The sequence below is a fragment of the Streptomyces rishiriensis genome (assembly GCF_003112535.1).
GTDB lineage: Bacteria > Actinomycetota > Actinomycetes > Streptomycetales > Streptomycetaceae > Streptomyces > Streptomyces rishiriensis.
The window spans coordinates 144,813-165,056 of record NZ_BEWA01000012.1 but is presented as its reverse complement, the minus strand read 5'-3'; the positions used below and the strand labels follow the sequence as shown (position 1 = coordinate 165,056).

19 protein-coding genes are annotated in these 20,244 nt (G+C 73.0%); 11 read left to right on the top strand and 8 right to left on the bottom strand.

From position 1 onward, the window contains the following. The first annotated feature begins 20 nt into the window (after positions 1–20). Positions 21–254, top strand: a complete 234-nt coding sequence (locus Sri02f_RS20040) for a hypothetical protein (protein ID WP_109002691.1) — start codon at positions 21–23, stop codon at positions 252–254. A 121-nt stretch (positions 255–375) separates the two neighbouring features. Then, positions 376–1,287, top strand: coding sequence for a polyphosphate kinase 2 (gene ppk2 / locus Sri02f_RS20035; RefSeq protein WP_174855673.1), 912 nt, complete (start codon positions 376–378; stop codon positions 1,285–1,287). Positions 1,288–1,413: 126 nt separating this feature from the next. Here ppk2 and sodN read toward each other — a convergent pair whose 3' ends face one another. Next, positions 1,414–1,809, bottom strand: coding sequence for a superoxide dismutase, Ni (gene sodN / locus Sri02f_RS20030; RefSeq protein ID WP_069773659.1), 396 nt, complete (start codon positions 1,807–1,809; stop codon positions 1,414–1,416). 144 nt (positions 1,810–1,953) lie between these two features. On the opposite strand from sodN, the gene sodX reads away from it, so the two are divergent. Continuing rightward, a complete protein-coding gene (gene sodX / locus Sri02f_RS20025) occupies positions 1,954–2,388 on the top strand; it encodes a nickel-type superoxide dismutase maturation protease (protein WP_109002689.1) in 435 nt (144 codons plus the stop codon). Here the strand turns inward: sodX and Sri02f_RS20020 are convergent. The 4 genes from Sri02f_RS20020 to Sri02f_RS20005 all read right to left on the bottom strand — a co-directional run bounded on the left by Sri02f_RS20020 (position 2,292) and on the right by Sri02f_RS20005 (position 5,839). Then, positions 2,292–2,921, bottom strand: a complete 630-nt coding sequence (locus Sri02f_RS20020) for a CGNR zinc finger domain-containing protein (RefSeq protein ID WP_109002688.1) — start codon at positions 2,919–2,921, stop codon at positions 2,292–2,294. The genes sodX and Sri02f_RS20020 overlap by 97 nt on opposite strands. Positions 2,922–3,109: 188 nt before the next feature. Continuing rightward, positions 3,110–3,871 (bottom strand): amino acid ABC transporter ATP-binding protein, encoded by a 762-nt coding sequence (locus tag Sri02f_RS20015; RefSeq protein ID WP_109002687.1) that lies wholly within the window; start codon positions 3,869–3,871, stop codon positions 3,110–3,112. Next, positions 3,868–4,836, bottom strand: a complete 969-nt coding sequence (locus Sri02f_RS20010; protein WP_109002686.1) for an amino acid ABC transporter permease — start codon at positions 4,834–4,836, stop codon at positions 3,868–3,870. The genes Sri02f_RS20015 and Sri02f_RS20010 overlap by 4 nt, the downstream gene beginning before the upstream one ends. A 40-nt stretch (positions 4,837–4,876) precedes the next feature. Next, positions 4,877–5,839, bottom strand: coding sequence for an ABC transporter substrate-binding protein (locus Sri02f_RS20005; protein WP_109002685.1), 963 nt, complete (start codon positions 5,837–5,839; stop codon positions 4,877–4,879). A 629-nt stretch (positions 5,840–6,468) separates the two neighbouring features. Between Sri02f_RS20005 and Sri02f_RS19995 the strand changes: the two genes are divergently transcribed. The 4 genes from Sri02f_RS19995 (at position 6,469) to Sri02f_RS19980 (ending at position 9,874) form a co-directional block, all read left to right on the top strand. Next, positions 6,469–7,698: an NAD(P)-dependent malic enzyme gene (locus Sri02f_RS19995; protein WP_109002684.1), complete on the top strand. Its 1,230-nt coding sequence runs from the start codon at positions 6,469–6,471 to the stop codon at positions 7,696–7,698. Positions 7,699–7,999: 301 nt separating this feature from the next. After that, positions 8,000–8,965, top strand: a complete 966-nt coding sequence (locus Sri02f_RS19990; protein WP_109002683.1) for a zinc-binding dehydrogenase — start codon at positions 8,000–8,002, stop codon at positions 8,963–8,965. Between the two features lie 124 nt (positions 8,966–9,089). Further along, the gene (locus Sri02f_RS19985) at positions 9,090–9,299 is read left to right on the top strand and encodes a helix-turn-helix domain-containing protein (protein WP_040248424.1); all 210 of its coding nucleotides are present in this window, start codon (positions 9,090–9,092) and stop codon (positions 9,297–9,299) included. Then, a complete protein-coding gene (locus Sri02f_RS19980) occupies positions 9,299–9,874 on the top strand; it encodes a Clp protease N-terminal domain-containing protein (RefSeq protein ID WP_109002682.1) in 576 nt (191 codons plus the stop codon). Before Sri02f_RS19985 ends, Sri02f_RS19980 begins: the two co-directional genes overlap by 1 nt. A gap of 9 nt (positions 9,875–9,883) precedes the next feature. On the opposite strand, the gene Sri02f_RS19975 is transcribed toward Sri02f_RS19980, so the two are convergent. From Sri02f_RS19975 to Sri02f_RS19965, 3 genes are all read right to left on the bottom strand, one after another. Next, positions 9,884–11,026 (bottom strand): PadR family transcriptional regulator, encoded by a 1,143-nt coding sequence (locus Sri02f_RS19975; protein WP_109002681.1) that lies wholly within the window; start codon positions 11,024–11,026, stop codon positions 9,884–9,886. Between the two features lies 1 nt (position 11,027). Then, positions 11,028–11,972, bottom strand: coding sequence for a DUF4097 family beta strand repeat-containing protein (locus tag Sri02f_RS19970; RefSeq protein ID WP_159106752.1), 945 nt, complete (start codon positions 11,970–11,972; stop codon positions 11,028–11,030). Between the two features lie 211 nt (positions 11,973–12,183). After that, positions 12,184–12,366 (bottom strand): DUF6104 family protein, encoded by a 183-nt coding sequence (locus tag Sri02f_RS19965; protein WP_019058231.1) that lies wholly within the window; start codon positions 12,364–12,366, stop codon positions 12,184–12,186. A gap of 151 nt (positions 12,367–12,517) precedes the next feature. On the opposite strand from Sri02f_RS19965, the gene Sri02f_RS44350 reads away from it, so the two are divergent. From Sri02f_RS44350 to Sri02f_RS19945, 4 genes are all read left to right on the top strand, one after another. Then, the gene (locus Sri02f_RS44350) at positions 12,518–13,267 is read left to right on the top strand and encodes a CU044_2847 family protein (protein WP_245970702.1); all 750 of its coding nucleotides are present in this window, start codon (positions 12,518–12,520) and stop codon (positions 13,265–13,267) included. Between the two features lie 68 nt (positions 13,268–13,335). Continuing rightward, a complete protein-coding gene (locus Sri02f_RS19955; RefSeq protein ID WP_245970733.1) occupies positions 13,336–15,696 on the top strand; it encodes a VMAP-C domain-containing protein in 2,361 nt (786 codons plus the stop codon). 109 nt (positions 15,697–15,805) lie between these two features. Continuing rightward, entirely contained in the window at positions 15,806–16,828 is a 1,023-nt protein-coding gene (locus Sri02f_RS19950) for an AAA family ATPase (protein ID WP_109002679.1), read from the top strand. Between the two features lie 7 nt (positions 16,829–16,835). After that, a complete protein-coding gene (locus tag Sri02f_RS19945; protein WP_174855672.1) occupies positions 16,836–20,225 on the top strand; it encodes an SAV_2336 N-terminal domain-related protein in 3,390 nt (1,129 codons plus the stop codon). The last annotated feature ends 19 nt before the right edge of the window (positions 20,226–20,244 follow it).

Sequence of the window (20,244 nt, the reverse complement as noted above, 5' to 3'; positions counted from 1 at the left end):
CCACGACCGGGAGTTCCCTCATGAGCATCGACTGGACCGCACTCGGCCAGGTCACCGCGGTGAGCGTCGGCGTCACCGTCGCCGTGGTCGCCGTCTTCACCCTGGGGGTTCTGGGGCTGGCCCGGGTGGAGGGCGGGCGCGCGGAACCGGCGGGCCCCTCGGTCGCCGGCCGGGCGCAGGCAGCCCTGTGCTTCCTCGCCTGCGCGGCCGTGGTGGCGTACGGGATCTATCTGATCGTCCCGCAGTTCCACTGACGCCGGACGCCGGACGCCGGACGCCGGACGCCGGACGCGCGGCACCTGACGCGCGACACCTGAGACATGAGACATGACACGCGAGCCGAGATCCGAGATCCGAGACCGGGAGGCGGACGCCTTGACCACACGGCCCCTGCTGTCCGAACAGGCCGACCTGCGGGTCGACTACAGCGACCAGGACGACCCCGTGCTCATCCGGCCGGACGGAAGCCCGGTCGACACCTGGCGGGAGAACTACCCGTACGCGCAGCGCATGGAGCGCAAGGAGTACGACTGGCACAAGCGGCTCCAGCAGATCGAGCTGCTCAAGCTGCAGAGCTGGATCAAGGAGACCGGGCGCCGCCTCGTCATCGTCTTCGAGGGACGGGACGCGGCCGGCAAGGGCGGCACCATCAAGCGGTTCACCGAGCACCTCAACCCGCGCGGCGCCCGGGTCGTGGCTCTGGAGAAGCCCACCGAGCGCGAACGCGGGCAGTGGTACTTCCAGCGGTACGTCGAGCAGCTGCCGACCGCGGGCGAGATCGTGCTCTTCGACCGGTCCTGGTACAACCGGGCCGGCGTCGAGCGGGTCATGGGCTTCTGCACCGACGACGAGTACCAGCGCTTCGCCCGCCAGGCGCCGATGTTCGAGCGGATGCTCGTGGACGACGGCGTCGACCTGGTGAAGTTCTGGTTCTCGGTGTCGCAGAGCGAGCAGCGCACCCGCTTCACGATCCGTCAGATCGATCCCGTACGGCAGTGGAAGCTCAGCCCGATGGACCTCGCCTCGCTGGACCTCTGGGACGACTACACCGCGGCCAAGGTCGCCATGTTCCGCGAGACGGACACGGCGTACGCGCCCTGGACGGTGGTCAAGAGCAACGACAAGAAGCGGGCCCGGGTCGAGGCCATGCGCAGCGTGCTCGCCCGGTTCGACTACGACGACAAGGACGAGGAGGTCGTCGGCACCCCCGACCCGCGCATAGTCGGCGCGGCGGCCGGACTGCTCGAGGTGGGCGAGGGCGAGGGCGAGGCGGAGGGCGGCGCCTGAGCGTCACCCGAGGCGCGACGAAGGGGCCCGGTCGGCTGTCCGACCGGGCCCCTCACGCAGGTGCGACGAGCGTTCCCCACGACCCGCGATGGTGCACCGACCGCAGGCCGTGAACGGATCCGCAGGTCAGGCCTTCTTGGTCTCCCAGAAGATGTCGCTGATCTCGGCGATCAGCTCCAGGGCCTTCTCGCCGGTCTTCGGGTCCGTCGAGGCCTTGGCGGCCGAGAGGGCCTTCAGGGCGTCGTTGACGAGCTGGTGCAGCTGGGGGTACTTCTCGAAGTGCGGGGGCTTGAAGTAGTCGCTCCACAGCACGGAGACGTGGTGCTTCGCGAGCTCGGCACGCTGCTCCTTGATGACGGTGGCGCGCGCCTGGAAGTGCGGGTCGTCGTTGGCGGCCATCTTCTCCTGCACGGCCTTCACCGACTCCGCCTCGATGCGGGCCTGGGCCGGGTCGTACACGCCGCAGGGCAGGTCGCAGTGTGCGCTGACCTTGACCGTGGGGGCAAACAGGCGGGAAAGCATGGAGCGTTCCTTCCTCGTGATCGTCTTCTCAGGTGGGACATTACTCCCTGAGGGAGGGCTTTTGGCGGGTGCCCCCTTGGGCTTAGGACAAAAGTCCGGGGTCAGACTGGGACTGGTGGAGGAACGGACGGGGAGGTGCCGGGGATGCCGGAACTGCCGCAGGACACCGAGCGGGGCGGGGCCGCCGCGCCCTTCGGGCTGGCCGAGGTGACCGGTCCGTCCATGGTGCCCACGCTCCAGCACGGGGACCGCCTGCTGGTGCAGTACGGCGCGCGGGTGCGGCCCGGTGACGTGATCGTGCTGCGGCACCCCTTCCAGCAGGACCTGCTCGTCGTCAAACGGGCCGCCGAGCGCCGGGAGGGCGGCTGGTGGGTCCTCGGGGACAACGCCTACGCCGGCGGCGACAGCACGGACTACGGGACCGTGCCCGACGAGCTGATCCTGGGCAGGGCGCGGCTGCGTTACCGTCCGCTCAAGCCGGATCAGCGCTCGCCGCTGGCGGTGGTGCGCTGGGCGCTGTCGGCGGCCAGGCCCCTGTCGCCGGTGCGGTCCGCCTCCAGGCGCTTGCGGGCGCGGTAGGCGGCCACGTTGGCGCGGGTGGCGCAGCGGTCGGAGCAGTAGCGCCGGGAGCGGTTGGTGGAGGTGTCCAGGTAGGCGTTGCGGCAGGGGCTCGCCTCGCACAGGCCCAGCCGGTCGACGCCGTGCTCGGTGAGGTGGAAGGCCAGGCCCATGGCCGCGATGGCCGCGTAGCCCGCCGTCGCGTTGGACGGGTGGTCGGCCAGGTGCATGTGCCACAGCGGGTGGCCGTCGTCGTCGCGGAAGTCGTGGCCGGAGATCTGCGGGCTCACCGGGAACTCCAGCAGCAGGGAGTTCAGCAGGTCCACCGCGAGGGTCTCGTCGCCGCCGTCGGCCGCCTCGAAGACCGCGCGCAGCCGGCCGCGGACCGAGCGGAACCGGGTGACGTCCGCTTCGGTGGCGCGACGGGCGGCGGACTGGTTGCCGCCGAAGAGGTTCCGGACGGCCTCGACGGACGTCAGGGAGTCCTTGCCCCGGGTCGGCTCCTCGCTGTTGACGAGCCGCACGGCGTAGTCCGAGTAATAGGCCAGTTCCACTTGTAGTCCTTACGGGGGCGTTCTATGGTCGGCAGGCGGGCGGAGTAACGGCCGTTCGTGCTTCCAGGGTATTACGCGACGACTCGAAGCCCCGGATCCGCACGGTGTGGTGCTACGCGTGTGGGGAGGGGCGGTACGGAGATCTCCGTACCGCCCCTCCCCACACGCGTAGCACCTGCCGGGTGCCGCTAGAGCACCTTCGACAGGAACGCCTGCGTCCGCTCGTGCTGCGGGTTGGTCAGCACGTCGCGCGGGTTGCCGGACTCGACGACCACGCCCCCGTCCATGAAGACCAGGCTGTCGCCGACCTCACGGGCGAAGCCCATCTCATGGGTGACGACGACCATCGTCATGCCGGACTCGGCCAGGTCGCGCATGACGTCGAGGACGTCGCCGACCAGCTCCGGGTCGAGGGCGGAGGTGGGCTCGTCGAACAGCATCAGCTTCGGGTCCATGGCCAGGGCCCGCGCGATGGCCACGCGCTGCTGCTGGCCGCCGGAGAGCTGCGAGGGGTAGCTGCCGGCCTTGTCGGCGAGGCCGACGCGGTCCAGGAGCTCGCGCGCCCGCTCCCGCGCCTGGGCCTTGCTGACGCCCTTGACCTGGACCGGCGCCTCGACGATGTTGTCGAGCGCCGTCATGTGCGGGAACAGGTTGAACCGCTGGAACACCATGCCGATGTCCCGGCGCTTGAGCGCGACCTCGCTGTCCTTGAGCTCGTACAGCTTGTCGCCCTTCTGGCGGTAGCCCACCAGGTCCCCGTCGACGTACAGCCGGCCGGCGTTGATCTTCTCCAGGTGGTTGATGCACCTGAGGAACGTCGACTTGCCGGAGCCGGACGGGCCGATGAGGCAGAACACCTCGCCGTTCTTGACCTCCAGGTCGATGCCCTTGAGGACCTCGACCGCGCCGAAGGACTTGTGGACGCCCTCGGCCTTCACCATCGCGGTCATGCCGCACTCCTTTCGCGGCCGATCGAGAGCAGGTTCGCCTTGATCTTCTGGAAGACGGTGGGCGGGAGGCTGCGGCTCGAACCGCGGGCGTAGTAGCGCTCCAGGTAGTACTGGAAGACGCTGAAGACGCTGGTCATGACCAGGTACCAGATGGAGGCGACGAAGAGCAGTTCCATCACGGCGAACGACGAGGAGCCGATCACCGAGGTCGAGCGGAGCAGTTCGTTGTACGTCACCACGTACACCAGCGACGAGGTCTTCAGCATGTTGATGAACTCGTTGCCGGTCGGCGGCACGATCACCCGCATGGCCTGCGGGATGACGATCCGGCGCAGCGTCTTGGCGTGGCTCATGCCGAGCGCGTGCGCGGCCTCGGTCTGTCCCTCGTCCACGGCCAGCAGACCGGCCCGGCAGATCTCGGCCATGTACGCGGCCTCGTTCAGGCCGAGTCCGAGCAGGGCGCACATGAACGGCGTCATGACGTCCGTCATCTCGTCCTTGTAGATCGGACCGAGGTTCAGGACGGGGAAGATCAGCGCCAGGTTGAACCACATCAGCAGCTGCACGTACACCGGCGTGCCGCGGAAGAACCAGATGTAGACCCAGGCGACCGTGCTGGTCACCGGGTTCTTCGACAGCCGCATCACGGCCAGCAGGACGCCCAGGACCACGCCCAGCACCATGGACAGCACGCTGATCAGCAGCGTGCGCCCGGCGCCCGCGATGACCGTGGAGTCGAACAGCTGGTCGCCGACGGTCTTCCACTGGATGTCGCCGTTCGCGAAGGCGTTGACCAGCAGCGCCAGGAGCGCGAGGACGATGACGGCGCTGACCCAGCGGCCGTAGTGGCGCACCGGGATGGCCTTGATGGCCTCCGGCGGGCCGGAGAACGCCGGCGCCTCGGCGGCCGGCGGGGTGTCCTCGGGTGGTGCGCCCGCGGAGGACTTGTCGAACTTGTCAGTCATGGGGACTGCCCTTCGAAGACTTCAGGAGGTGCGGGGTGGATCACTTGCCGCCGTTGACCGAGGCGGACTTGATCGCGCCGCTCTGGGCGCCCCACTTCTCCAGCACCTTCTGGTACGAGCCGTCCTTGATGATCGCGTCGACGGCGTCCTTGAGGGCGTCGCGCAGCTGGGTGTTCTTCTTGTCGACGACGATGCCGAACGGAGCGGCCTCGTACTGCTTGTCGAGCACCTCGAAGGTGTTGCCGCCGCCCGCCTTGCGGGCCATGTCCACGGCGACCGGGTAGTCGTTGACGCCGGCCACGGCGCCGCCGGACTTCACGCGGGTCTGGGCCTCGGTGTCGTTCTCGAACGACTCGATCTTGAGGGCGCCCTTGCCGCCCCCGGTGCACTTCTTCGACTGCGTCTGCAGGGCCTCTTCGTAGGTGGTGCCCCGCTGCACCGCGACGGTCTGGCCGCAGAGGTCGTCCAGGGTCTTGATGCCCTTGGGGTTGCCCTTCTGCACGTAGACGGCGGTGCCGGCGGTGAAGTAGTCGACGAAGTCGACGCCCTGGCCGAGCTTCTTGCCCTTGTCGTCCAGGCCTTCCTGGCGCTGCTTGGTGTCCGTGATCGACGACATGGCGACGTTGTAGCGGCCGGTGTTCACCGCGGTGATCAGGGTGTCGAAGCCGCCCGAGGTGAACTGGAACTCGACGCCGAGCTGCTTGCCGAGCGCGGCGGCGATGTCGGGGTCGACGCCCACGATCTTGCCGCCCTCGACGGACTCCATCGGGGCGTACTCGGCGTTGGTGCCGACCTTGATGACGCCCGCCTTCTGGATGTCGGCCGGGAGCTTCGAGAAGAGGGGGGCCTTGTCTGAGCTGCTCGACGACTCGGAGGAGCTGCCGCCGCCGTTGGTCTGGTCGCCGCAGGCGGAGAGGAGCAAGGCGCCCGCGACCGCGAGAGATCCGACCGCTGCCAGGCGGGTGCGCGCGGCGGTCGTGTGTCGGGTGGAGCGTGCGGTCATGGTGGGTTCCTCCGGCGGATGGATGGAGATGCCGATGGCTCGACAAATGCCGATGGGTCGACGAGAACACAGACCTTCGGGTGTCGCGACCTCGTGTGATTACGGCATCTTGCCATTCGGACGACGCCATTCAGGGGGCCAGCCATGTCAAAATCGGATAACGGGCGACCCCCGAACCGCATCAGTCCGGTACATCACGACCGGACGGAGCCGGACCATCTGCGGGAATCTCCCGTTCCGGCCGAAAGATCTTCGGTTCCTCCCATGATGTGATCACCCGACCTCTCTCCCGTCGTCGACCCGGCCCCACGTCAAGGCGGTGCCAAGGGTTGTCAAGGGTTTTCCGGGGCCCGGTGGGTCCTCGCGCATGAGCCGCGTCACTCGCGGTGATCTCTGTCGAAGGTCCACAGCTCCAGGGATGTGACCTTGCACCGATTGGACTCGTCGGCTGTGGTCTCCGTCCGGTAAGAAGGTTTTTTACACCCCTCATCCGGGGCTCAGGGCGCGTGTGCGGCGCGCCCGACGCCAGGCGCCCGTACGCAACACCTCAGGGCCCTGTGCGATGCCCGCCCACTTCTCAATCAGGAGTGGCCACCCTCAAACCATGCAGACCTAAGGGGTACAACACAGTGGCAGCGGAGATCGTCAATCCTCGCAGCGAGAGCGCCGACCAGACGGGCCGGGAGGGCGGTGCGGAGCCCCTCGACTCGTTCGACCCGGTGTTCGCGCTGCACCGGGGCGGAAAGATGGCCGTGCAGGCCACCGTCCCGGTCCGCGACAAGGACGACCTGTCCCTCGCTTACACCCCCGGCGTCGCGCGCGTGTGCACCGCGATCGCGGAGCAGCCGGACCTGGTGAACGACTACACCTGGAAGTCGTCCGTCGTGGCCGTCGTCACCGACGGCACGGCCGTGCTCGGGCTCGGGGACATCGGCCCCGAGGCCTCCCTCCCCGTGATGGAGGGCAAGGCCATCCTCTTCAAGCAGTTCGGCGGGGTGGACGCGGTTCCGATCGCGCTCGCCTGCACGGGCGTGGACGAGATCATCGAGACGGTGGTGCGTCTCGCGCCCTCGTTCGGCGGAGTCAACCTGGAGGACATCTCGGCGCCGCGGTGCTTCGAGATCGAGCGCCGCCTCCAGGACGCCCTCGACATCCCGGTCTTCCACGACGACCAGCACGGCACGGCGATCGTGACGCTGGCGGCGCTGCGCAACGCGGCGCGGCTGAGCGGGCGCGGCATCGGCGAGCTGCGCGCGGTCATCTCGGGCGCCGGTGCGGCCGGGGTCGCCATCGCCAGGATGCTGGTCGAGGCCGGCATCGGGGACGTCGCGGTCGCCGACCGCAAGGGCGTCGTCTCGGCGGAGCGGGAGGACCTGACCGACGTCAAGCGCGAGCTGGCCTCCTTCACCAACAAGGCGGGGCTGACCGGCTCGCTGGAGAGCGCGCTCGCGGGCGCGGACGTCTTCATCGGCGTCTCCGGCGGCACGGTGGCCGAGGAGGCCGTGGCCTCGATGGCGAAGGGCGCGTTCGTCTTCGCCATGGCCAACCCGAACCCCGAGGTGCACCCGGACGTCGCCCACAAGTACGCGGCGGTCGTCGCGACCGGGCGGTCGGACTTCCCGAACCAGATCAACAACGTGCTGGCGTTCCCGGGCATCTTCGCCGGGGCTCTGCAGGTGCGGGCGTCCCGGATCACCGAAGGCATGAAGATCGCGGCCGCCGAGGCGCTGGCGGGCGTCGTCGGGGACGATCTCGCGGCGGACTACGTGATCCCGTCGCCGTTCGACGAACGGGTCGCCCCCGCGGTGACCGCGGCGGTCGCCGCGGCCGCCCGTGCGGAAGGGGTCGCTCGTCGCTGACGTGCGCCCCGAATGGTCCCGTCCGTGAGGGCGGGGCCATTTTTCGACCGTCCACCGGCCCGTTCGGGTGATGACGAGGGCGCTTGTCGGGTGCTGACGCCCCCGGAACCCCCGCTTCGCCCCTGAACGGGCCGCGTCCTCGGTCGCCGGACGGGCCGGAGTGTCCCGGCCGGGGCTCGGCCGGGGCTCGGCCGGGGACCGGGGGCGGGGCGCCGTACGGCACAAGCGTGGAGCGCAAGAGGGTGTGTCTCACAGTCCCGTCCGGTTTCGCTCGACGTCGCCGGACCCTAGGGTCGGGATCATGTTCGCCGCCTACGCCGCCCGAATCGACCGCGACCAGCCGCTTTCCGGCCTGGAGTTGGGGGAGCGCCCGGCCCCCGAGGCCCGTCCCGGCTGGAGCGTCGTCGACGTCCGGGCCGCTTCCCTCAACCACCACGATCTCTGGTCGCTCCGGGGCGTCGGGCTCCCGGAGGGCCGGCTGCCGATGATCCTCGGCTGCGACGCCGCCGGTGTCGACGAGGACGGCAACGAGGTCGTCCTGCACTCCGTGATCGGTCAGACCGGGCACGGCGTCGGGCCCGACGAGCCCCGTTCCATCCTCACCGAGCGCTATCAGGGCACCTTCGCCGAGCGGGTCGCCGTGCCGACCTGGAACGTCCTGCCCAAGCCCAAGGAGCTCTCCTTCGCGGAGGCCGCCTGTCTGCCCACGGCCTGGCTGACGGCGTACCGGATGCTCTTCACCAACGCGGGTGTGCGCCCCGGTGACTCCGTTCTCGTCCAGGGGGCCGGCGGCGGCGTCGCCACGGCGGCCATCGTGCTGGGCAACGCCGCCGGTCTGCGGGTCTTCGCCACCAGCAGGGACGAGGCCAAGCGCAAGCGGGCCCTGGAGCTCGGCGCGGTCGAGGCGGTGGAGCCGGGCGCCCGGCTGCCGCAGCGGGTGGACGCCGTCATCGAGACCGTCGGCGCGGCCACCTGGTCGCACTCGGTGAAGTCCCTGCGGCCCGGCGGCACGCTCGTCATCTCCGGCGCCACCAGCGGCGACGCGCCCTCGCGCGCCGAGCTGACGCGGATCTTCTTCCTGGAGCTGAAGGTCGTCGGCTCCACCATGGGCTCGAAGGACGAGCTGGAGGACCTGCTCGCCTTCTGCGCCCTCACCGGCGTCCGCCCCGTCATCGACGAGGTGCTTCCGCTGGACCGGGCCCGAGAGGGCTTCGAGCGGCTCGCGTCGGGCGAGCAGTTCGGCAAGATCGTGCTCACCAACGGCTGACCGGCCCGCCGGTGGTCCGGCGTGCACGGTCGCAGGGCGGGTCCGGGGTTCCGGGCCCGCCCTTTGCGCACCCCTGGTGTCAACTTTGATTGACAGGCGCCCGCTGTCAATGTAGGTTGACGTCATGACCGAAGCAACGGATCTCGCCGAGCGGGCAGGCGACCGCGATCCACGGATCGGGCTGCGCGCCGTCGCGGCACTGCGCAGGCTGCTGGAGCAGCTGGAGGCGGTGCAGGTGCGCAGCGCGCGCAACCAGGGCTGGTCGTGGCAGGAGATCGCCGCGGAACTCGGGGTCAGCAGGCAGGCCGTGCACAAGAAGTACGGGAGGCAGTGATGTTCGAGCGATTCACGAAGGATGCGCGTGCCGTGGTGCGGTCGGCGGCGGTGCACGCCGAACAGGCGGGGGCGCAGCGGGTCGAGGAGACGCATGTGCTGCTCGCCCTCCTCGACGGGGAGGGCGGCCGCGGCTCGTACGCGCTGACCTCGCTCGGGCTGCCGCCGGGCGGACGCGAGGGACTCGTCAGGGATCTGGGCGAGGTGCGCCGCCGGGGCGGTCTCTCCCGGGCCGACGCGGACGCCCTGTCGGGACTGGGCATCGACGTCCGCGAGATCGTCTCGCGGGTGGAGGAGGCGCACGGGGAGGGCGCGCTGGCGACCGAGGGCAAGGGGGGCGCCGGTGCACGTCTCTTCGGCGGGCGGCCCCTCGGCCGGGGGGCGAGGGACCTGCTCACCGAGACGTTGCGCATCGCCCTCGCCCGCCGCGAACGGCACATCGGCGACGAACACCTGCTGCTCGCCCTCACCGCCCGCCGCGGCGCCCCCGCGGAGATCCTCGCCGACCACGGAGTCACGTACACCGCCCTCGCCCGCGTGCTGTACGGCGGCGAGGGCGGGGGAGAGGACGGTTGAGGCCTTCGGTCAGGGGCTCGGGTTGCGGAGCACCACGCCGATGTGCGCCGCAGCCGTCGACAGATGACGGCGCGCCTCGCGCAGCTGGTCGCCGGTGACGCCGTGGTCGCGGGCCGCGTCGCGGATGTCGTCCCGGAAGCGGTCGAGGAGGCGGTCCAGATCCCGGGCGGGGTCGCCGCTGGAGTCCTCGTGAGCCCAGGTCGGCTCGTACTCGGCGGGGAAGTCCTCCGGGGTGCGGGAGTACTCCGGACGCGCGCCCGCCGCGGTCTCCGCGGCTCCGGCCTTCGCGGTTCCCGTGGCTCCGGCCGGCTTCTCGGACGAAGGGGGCTCCGTGGACGCCGGGCCCGGGGCGCCGGGGCGGCCGAAGCCGAAGTCCCTGCCGTACTCGCGTCCGAAGTCCTTGCCGAACTCCCCGAACTCCTTGGCGAGCTCCGTCAGGCCCTCGCGGACGCCCGTCGGCCAGTCGCCCCGCGTGAAGTGGTCCTGGACCTGTTCCTGCACCCGGCGCGCTATGCGCTGGACCTCTTCCTGGGCCTGGGAACGCGCCCGGTCCTGCGCCTCCTTGGCCTGGCGGCGCGCCCGCTGGGCCTCCTCGCGGGCTCGGCGGCTCTCGTCCTTGGCCCGGCGTGCCTGCTCCTTCCACTCCTGCTTGACGCGGCGCATCTCCTCCTTGGCGGCCCGCCACGCCTCCCGGTCCCCGTACTCGCCGTACTCGCCGGGCTCCCCGTGCTCGCCCCCGTCCGCGGCGGCGGCCCCGTCGCCCTTGCGGGCCTGGGAGGCCGCCACCCGCATCTCGCGCCGCAGATCGCCCGCCGCGCCGCGCACATCGGCCCTGATCTCCGCGGCCAGTTCGGCGACCGACTCACGGATCTCCAGTTCCAGGTCCGCCAGTTCGCCGCCGCGGTCGGCCAGCTCGGCCCGGCCCGCGTCGGTGATGGCGTACACCTTGCGGCCGCCCTCGGTGGTGTGGGTGACCAGCCCCTCGGCCTCCAGCTTGGCCAGCCGGGGGTACACGGTGCCGGCCGACGGCGCGTACAGCCCCTGGAAGCGCTCCTCCAGGAGGCGGATCACCTCGTAGCCGTGGCGCGGCGCTTCGTCCAGCAGTTTCAGCAGGTAGAGGCGCAGACGGCCATGGGCGAAGACGGGAGGCATCTCAGAGCACCTTCTTGTCGGTCGTGCTGTCGGCCTGGTCGCCGGAGACGGTCTCGCCGGCCGGCCCGGAAGCGGCGGCGCCCCCCGAGCCGGAGCCCGGCCGGGACCGCCCTTCGCCCGGCGCGTCGACGTACGACTCGTCGGCCGCGGGCCTGCGCAGCAGGGCGATCGAGCCGGAGACCGTGGTGGCCTTGAGCCTGCCGTTGCCCGCGCCCAGCCGGCCGGTGATGCGCTTGGCGCCCCACTGGCCGCTGACCCGCAGATCCTCGAAGGCGTTGGAGACCGAGCCGCTCGCGGTGTTCGCCTCCACCTGTGCGTCCGCGGGCTGGGGCAACCTGATGGCGATCTCGCCCGAGACGCTCGTCAGGTCGATGCTCGCGGGCCGGCCGGTCGGGTCCAGGTCGACGACCATCGACCCGCTGACGGAGTCGGCCTTCACCGAGGAGCCCGCCTCGACCACGGTCAGGTCGCCGGAGACCGAGTTGAAGCGCAGGTCGCCGGTGAGGGCCTGGGCGTCCACGCTCCCGGAGACGGTGTCCGCGCGCACCGGGCCCGCGAGCCCCACCAGGGTCGTGTCGCCGTTGACGCCCCTCACCTCGGCGGGGCCGTCGATGCCCGAGACCACGGCCCCGGCGCTCACCACGCCCACCTCCACACGCGTGCCGGCCGGCACGGCGAGCGAGACGACGGCGCTGCGCCGCCAGCCCTTGCGGTCGAGCCACTTGAGGAAGCCCTTCCACGGCAGGTCCTCGTACGCCACCGTCAGGTTCCCGTCGCGATGGCTCACCACCAGGGGCGGTCCCTCGATCCGGGACACCTCCAGGCGGGCCGTTCTCTCCTCGGTGCCCACCACGTTCACGGTGCCGTCGACGATGCGCACGTGCAGCTCGCGCACGGGCTCGTCGAAGGACAGCTTCCCTGGCTCGGCGACGGACCACTCGGACATGGTGCGAACCTCCTCCACGGTGGCGACATGACACGCCATATCGCGTCTCCCGGGAAACACGATATATCGCGGAGGTCGAAAGTCAAGACACCCGATCCGGTGAGCACTTCCGCCCGGGAGACGGAAAACGCGGAGAGGGGCGTCTCGCGACGCCCCTCTCCGCACATCCGCCCGTGAACGGCCCTGCCCGGTCGCCTCGACCGGGGCCGGCCTACTCGTCGTCCTCGTCGTCGTCCAGCCGCGCCAGCCACGTCGCCAGCCGTTCCACCGGTACTTCGAAGTCCGGATTCAGGTCGACGAACGTGCGCAGCTGCTCGGCGAGCCACTCGAAGGTGACCTCTTCCTCGCCGCGCCGCTTCTCGAGTTCCTCGATTCCGCGATCGGTGAAGTACATGGATCGTGCTCCGTGGGTGGGTCGCAGGGATAGGGATCCCCCCTCGGGGGAAGGACCCTTGTTCCTGTGAGGGGAGGAAGGGGTCGCTCTCCGGTGCGGAGGGGACAGGAAAAGGATAGGCGCAGGGGGACAGGGGAAGCGGGGGAGTGCCATGAGCGGTGACGACGTGACACGGGTGGCGCGCATCGCGCTGCCGGACGGGACGCCCGTATGGGCCCGGATCTCGGGCGCAGGCGAGCTGTCCGCGCCGGCCGGGCGGCTGTCGTACAGCGACACCGGGTTCGCCGAGCGGGTGGAGGCGAGCGTCGAGAGCCTGCACGCGCTCGTCACGGGGGTCGCACGGTCGCTGGCGGAGCCGCTGCGCGCGGTGCGGCCCGACGAGGTGAGCGTCGAGTTCGGCATCGAGCTGACCGCCAAGGCCGGGAAGGTCGTCGGCCTGCTCGCCGACGGCGAGGCCAAAGCGGGCATCACCGTCACCCTCACCTGGAACGGAGGACCGCCGGATCCCGACGCGCCGCCCGCTGCCACGGGGGCGCCCACCGCCACGGGGGCGCCCACCGCCGCAGGGGCGCGCGCGGGGACGGGGGCACGCCCCTCCGACGGCGCGACCGCCCCGGCCGCGGGGACACGCGCGCGTGCCGACGCGCCGCCCGGGCGCATCCCCGCCCCGGCCACCGCCCCCGGCGCCGGTCCGGCCGACCCCGTGCCGAGCGGGCCGCAGATGCCCTACCCGCCCCACCCGCCCCGTCCACCCCATGTGCCGGACGCGCACCCCGGCGCGGACTCCCGCGCGGGGGACGGCGCGGCGGCGGACTCGGACGGCGCTCCGCGCGCGGGGGCGTCTCCCGGCGCGCCGATGCACGGGGGCGGCGACGGTCCCGTCGGCGGGGGCGGGGCGTGACGGGCGGGCACGCCCCGGGCGCATCGAACGCCTTCGATGCGGCCCGCCGTGCGCTGCGTGGACTCGTCGTGGCGGCGACCGTGCGCATTCATCGCCCGGTCGTCGGGTATGCCCTGGAGGAGCCCGCAACGTTCCTCGGGAGCGGCTTCTTCGTCGCCCCGAACTGGGTTCTGACCTGCGCACATGTGGCCTGCGGCGGGGAGGGGGGCGAGGTCGCGGTGGTGTATGAGACAGCGCCGGGAGGGGGCTTGTCGACGGCCCCCGGCAGGGTGGTGGCGACGCTCCCCGACCTCGCCGACGGCGCGGGCCGGACCGCGCCCGCAGGCAACTGGCCGGCCCCGGACCTCGCCCTGGTCCAGCTGACCTCACCCGTCGTCGACCACGAGTGCGTCTACGTCTCCGAGCGCCCGGCGGCCTACTACGGCGAGGGCCGGGTGCTGTACGCGGGCTGGACCGAGAACGAGGGCCGCTTACAGGTCATGGACGGGACGCTCACGGTGCAGGGCACCATCGGCGGCTGGTCCTCGGACGTGCAGATGCGCCTGGGGGACAACGACCTGCCGTACGGCGTCTCGGGCGGCCCGGTGATCGACCCCGTGCGCGGCGAGGTGATCGGCGTGCTCAAGGCGCGCTCGGACCACCGGCCCGGCGGCACCTCCACCGGGATCGAGCAACTGCGCACCCTGCGGGTCTCCGCGGAGCGCGCGACGGCCGAGCACAGCGACGTCTACCAGGCGGTCTTCCACGCCCACGACCGCTACCACCGCGACCGGCAGCGCCACCCGGCGTCCCGGCGCCAGACGTGGACCGACGTACAGGGCCGCCTCGGCGCCCGTCCGGGCCGCACGCTCAGCCCGGACGAGCGGATCCAGTTGCTGGGCCGGCTCGCCGAGCTCCCGCCGCCGGAGAGCACCCGCGGCCTGCTGGACATCCTCGACTCGCTCCCCGACTTCCAGGCCTTCACCCCGCTGCCCGCGCCGCGCGGCTGGCGCGACGGCCTCGGGGCGCTGTACGAGAGCGCCGGCGACGACGGGGCGCTGGAGCTCGTGCTCGACTACGCGATGCGCGCGATGTCCGCTCCGCGCCCCTTCGTCGTGCCGAGCACGCCCGACGCCGAGAAGGCCCTGTGGGTGTGGGTGTGGCAGGCCGCGCAGCGGCTGAGCGCCCGCTACCGCTCCAGCCTCGCCGAGCAGCGGATGGAGCGCTTGCGCAGGCGGGAGGAGGACCGGCGGCGGGTTGACCGCGACGGGCCCGGCACGGTCGTCGACGGGCCCGGCACGGTCTTCGCGGGGCCCGGCGCGGTCCTCGACAGGGGCCGTCCGCCGCATCCGTCCCGTGGCGTCGCCCCCACGACCGGCCCGCGTGCGCCGCACCGGCGGACCGCGTCCGACGTACGCGTGCGTGCCCGTGCCGTCGCCGGCGCGGCCCGGCCGTCCGCCCTGGTCGAACTCGTGCTGCGCGGCTGGGAGCCGGACCGCTGCGACTGGTCGGTCTCGGTGGCCGGGCCCGGCGGCGAGGCGGTCCGGCTGCACGAGGCCGAGCGCACCCCGCTCGCCGATCTGCCCGCGCACCTGGCCGGCCCGCTGGCGGAGGCCTTCCGGCACTGCGACGAGCCCGGCAGGCCCGCGCTGCTGCAGGTGGCGCTGCCCCACTCGCTGCTGGGCCTGGAGGTGGACGCCTGGCAACTCCCGCCCGACGCCGAGCCGTTGGGCGCGCTGCGGCCGGTCGTCGTGCGCTGCGCCGACCGCGCCCGACTGCCCGTCGAGGCGTACGACGAGTACGGCGCGGACGGTTGCGCCCCCGGCCGCCCCGATCCCGACCGCCCCGGCCGCCCCGATCCCGGCCGTCCCGACCGCCCTGGCCGCCCCGCCCACGGCCGCCCGGACCGGGGGACGAGGGGCGACCCGGCCGACGCGGACGACCTGCGCGACATGGACGACGCGGACGACGCGGACGACCGGGACGACACGGAGGAGGAGCGCAGGGCCCGCTGGCGCTGGCTGCACGCGCACCGCGCGCGGGCCGAAGTCCTGGACTGCGACGAGGGCCTGCGCAAACCCGTGCCGTCGGTGGAGCAGTTGCGCGCGTTGTCGCACGGCACCGTCCCGGTCCTCTGCCGCTACGGCGACCTCCGCTACGAGGACGACGCGGAGGCGCTCGCCCGGATCGTCCTCGGCGGATACGGGGTGGCCCTGTGGCGCCGTCGGCACGGCCGGCCCGACGCCGTGTGCGGGGAGTTCCACCGCGGCACGATCGACGAGATCGCCGAACCGTCCAGCGCGCAGTACCTCCCCGAGGCCGTGCACGACCTCCGGATGCGCCTGCGCGCGGGCCGCACGGAGTCCTTCTGGGCCGACGGCGTGGCCCTGCTCTACGACGACCCCCACCAGCCCCTCCCGGGCGACGGTGACCTGCTGGAGGCCCCTTGAACCCGGCCGCCCGCGGGGCTGATCGGCCCCTTACCAGGCACCCACAGGATGGATAACGTGATGCACGTTCGGACGGCCGCGGCGGTGGACGAGTGACGAGGACCGGATCATGACCGAATCCAGTGAGTGGCTCATCTACCGAGGCGCCGGCGAACCGCACGACGGCATCGAGCGACTGCCCTCGCCGCCCCCCTGGCGGGACTTCACCAGCCGGGACGCGGCCGGCTCCGGCGACGGGTCCGAGGACCGCAGGCTCGGCGCTCACCGCCATCTCGCCGAACTGCACCGGCCGGGCGCCGAGGAGCTGGAGATGATCAACGCGGCGCTCTATCTGCGCCGCCCGCTGCTCGTCACGGGCAGCCCCGGCGCGGGCAAGAGCACCCTCGCGCACTCGGTGGCGTACGAACTCGGCCTGGGCAACGTGCTGCGCTGGTCCATCGTCAGCCGCTCCGCGCTCCAGGACGGCCTCTACCACTACGACGCCATCGCCAGGCTGCAGGACGTCCAGATCGCCGCGCAGGGCGGGTTCGGGGCGGCGGGCGGCTCGCCGGGCGCGGTCGAGGGCATCGGCAGCTACCTGCGGCTGGGACCGCTCGGCACCGCGCTGCTGCCGTCCGACACCCCGCGCGTGCTGCTCATCGACGAGCTCGACAAGAGCGACATCGACCTGCCCAACGACCTGCTGAACGTCCTGGAGGAGGGCGAGTTCGCGATCCCCGAGCTGGAGCGCGTCGCCGACCGGCTGCCGGACGGCGAGGCGGAGGTGCTGACCGCCGACGGGGTGAAGGCCCGGATCCGCGACGGCCGGGTGCGCTGCCGGGCCTTCCCGTTCGTGGTGCTCACCAGCAACGGGGAACGCGACTTCCCGGCCCCGCTGATGCGCCGGTGCATCCACCTGGAGCTGGGGCGCCCCGACCACAACCGGCTCGCCACCTTCGTCCGCGCCCATCTCGGCGACGAGGCGGCGCGCGCCGGGGACGATCTGATCACCCGGTTCCTGGAACGGTCGCGCAGTGAACTCCTCGCCGCGGACCAGCTGTTGAACGCGATCTACCTCACCGACGCGGCCGCGCCGCCCAGCCGTGACCGCCTGGCCGACCTGCTCGTCCAGCGACTCGACCGCCCGAGGTGAGGGCCTGATGCCCGACGCAGCGGCCCGCCACGGCCCCGTCCCGCCCGACGGGAACCGTCCCGCCGCCGCGGCTCCGCCGGCGCACGACGGCGATCCGCTCGCCGAGCTCGTCGCGCGACTGCGCGGCGTCGGACTCGACCCCGATGTGACGCAGTTGTGCGACGCGCTGTGGCTGGCCCGGTGGGCCCGTCCGGCGGCCGCCCCGGACGCCGACGAGACGCCCTGCGGACGCGACGGGCGGGCGGCGCCCCGGCCGGACCGGACGCACGGCCGCGCCGTGACCGCACCGCCGCGCGCCGACCGGACCGAACGCCCGCCACGGCCGCCGCGGGACGTGCCGCCCGACGGGCGGGTGAGCCTGTACCCGGTGCCGCAGGACGGGGTGCCGCGTGGCCGTGGCGCGGGCCGCACCACCGCGTTGCCGGTGGGCGTGCCCGCCGCCCCCGCGCTGCCCTCGCTGCTCGAACTCCAGCGCGCGCTGAGGCGGTTGCAGCGCTACCGCAGCCCCGCGCCGCCCCTGCGCACGCGGCTCGACGAGACGGCGACGGCGGAGCGCAGCGCGCAGGCGGGCGGGCTGATCCTGCCCGTCCACCGCGCCGTCACCCGGCGCGACGCGCGGCTGCAACTGGTCCTGGACGCCTCCTCGTCGATGCGCGTGTGGGACCGGCTCTTCGTCGAACTGCAGCAGGTGTTCGGCCAGTTGGGAGCCTTCTCCGACATCCGGGTCAGCCATCTGCACCAGGGCCCGGACGGCGCGGCGGCCGTCAGCCGCAGCCCCGACCTGTACGCGGCGCCGCTGCACTCCACGGACCGGCTCAGCGACCCCACCGGCCGCCGGATCGTCCTGTTCGTCAGCGACTGCGCGGGACCTCTGTGGCACAGCGGCCATGCGCACCGCCTGCTGCACCACCTCTCCCGGCAGGGCCCGGTCGCCGTGCTCCAGCCGCTGCCGCAACGTCTGTGGAACCGCACCCGGCTGCCCGTGATGTTCGGCGAGCTGAGCCGGGGCGAGACGCTCCGCGGGGCTGCCGCGCTGCGCGTGCGGACCCCGGCCGGCGTGCCGTCGGAGGCGCGCAGGGGGGCGCTGCCCGTGCCGGTGCTGCCGCCCGAGCCGGTGGCCCTCGGCGCCTGGGCCGGGCTGCTGGCCGGCGGCGGGCCCGTGCCCGGCGCCGTCGGCTGGGTGCGCGCGGACCAGCAGCCCGCGCCGGCCTCGCGCGCGGACCGGCGGCGCACGCCCTTCGAGCGGGTCAGCAGGTTCAGCTCCAGCGCCTCCCCGGCCGCCGGACGGCTCGCCGTCCAGCTGGCGGCCGCGCCGCTGTGCCTGCCGGTGATGCAGCTCGTCCAGCGCACGATGCTGCCCGACTCGGGCCCGTCCGAGCTCGCCGAGGTGCTGGTCGGCGGCCTGCTCACGCGCGCGTCCGAGGACCACGCCGACGGCGGGGCCCAGTGGTACGGCATCGAGCCGGACATCCGGGACGCCCTGCTGTCCCGGCTCGGCCGCGACGAGGCGATGCTCGTCCTCAAGCACTGCTCGGAGTACATAGAGCAGCGCTTCGGCAAGGGCGGCCCCAACTTCCCCGCCCTCGCCCTGGCCCAGCTCGGCGACGGCGGCGCGGGCCGCCCCTACACGCCCGCCGCCCGGCCTCCCGACCACGCGGACCACGCCGACCACGGCGGCAGCGGCGAGGAGGCCCCCGTGCCGCAGCCCTTCGCCGAGGTCGCGGCCCGGGTCCTGCGCCGGTTCATGCCGCTGCCCGAGCAGTTCGAGAGCCACGGGTCCCGGACCGGCCCGGGACAGGACGCGGACCGGCCCACCCACCAGGCGGTCCGCCGCGCCCGCGCGCTGATCGAACGCTTCGACGCCGAGGGCATGATCCAGGACGTCATAGACGCGGTGCAGCTGCTGCGCGGCGCCACCGAACACGAGCGGCCCGTCGGCGCGGACCCCGAGCTGTGGGCCGAGTACGCGCACTGCACGCTGCGTCTGTGGGAGGTGCAGGGCGGCGACGACCTGCTCCAGGAGGCCGAGGCGGCCGCGGAACGGGCCGCCTCGCATCCGCGCCGGCTGCACGAACGGGCCGTGCTCGCCCGGGTCCTGCACGCGGCCGCGACCGATCGCAGGCGGCGCGGCGACCCGACCGGCGCCCTGGATCTGCTGCGCCGCGCCGACCGCGAGTACGCCGTCGCCTGCGCGGCCCCCGGCCTCGACGAGAACCAGGCGCTGAAGCTCACCCTGGAGCGGGTGCGCGCCCTGGAGGCGCAGTGGCGGCTCGGCGGGGACAGCGCGCTGCTCCAGGGCGCCGTGGGCATGCTGGAGGCCTTCGCCGACGTCTGGCCCGACCGCCGGCAGCGGCCGCCCGAACTGCCCCTGGAGCACGGCAGGATCCTGCTGCGGCTGTCAGGCGCCACCGCCGACCCCGGCCAGGCGCGGCTCTACGCCGAGCAGGGCGCGCAGTCGCTGCGCAACGCCCTGGACACCGGCGCGGAGCCGTACGACGCCGAGTCGGCACGCGCGCGCGTACGGATCCTGCTCGACCTGGTGGACGCGCTGCTGCAGGCGGGCGGCCCGCTGCGCGACGCCCAGGCCCGGGTGGACGAGGCCCTCGCCCTGGTGCGCGAACAGGGCCAGCGCGCGGCTCTGCTGGCACGGGCCGGCCGCATCGCGGTGGCCCGCTACGCCGAGTCGGGCGAACCGGGGGAGCTGGAGACGGCGGCGGACCGCTTCGAGCAGGCCGCCCAGCGCATGTCCCGCGACGCGCCCGCGCACGCCGACGTCCTCGCCGAATGGGGCGAGGCGCTGCTGCGGCTGGCCGGGCTCCCGTACGCGCGCGCCCAGGGCATGCTGTCCCGGGCGATCCGCGTCCTGCGGGACTGCCGGATGGAGACCCCGGCGGGCAGCCGCCAGGTCGCCCACCGGCTGCTGCTGCTCGGCCGCGCGCTGATGCTGCGCTACCGGCTGCGCGGGGACCGCGTCGACCTGCGCGAGGCCGAGCACCTTTTCGGGCTCGCCGCGGCGGACGCGGAGGATCCGCTGCTGGCGGCGCGCTGTCGCCTGGACCTCGGCCAGGTCCAGTACGAGGCCTACCGCAGCCTGCGCCGTCCGGCCCGACTCGACCTCGCGGTCGACGCGTTCCGGGACGCGGCGGAGGCCGCTCGGGAGGCGGAGGGGGTGGCCGAAACCGATCGCAGGCGTCAGGAGGCCGTCGAACTGGGCGCGCAGGCGCACCACTGGCGGGGTAGGTCTTATGAGGCGGCCGCGCGGCCGCGCGCGGCCCGCGAGGCCTACCGGATCGCGCGCGCGGAGTGGTCGCGGCTGCCGGAGGGCGGCCTGGTCGCCGACGGCCCGACGCCCGCCGACACGGCGGAGCGGCTGGCCGCACTGGAGCGGGTGAGATGAGCCCAGGGAGCCGGGAGGG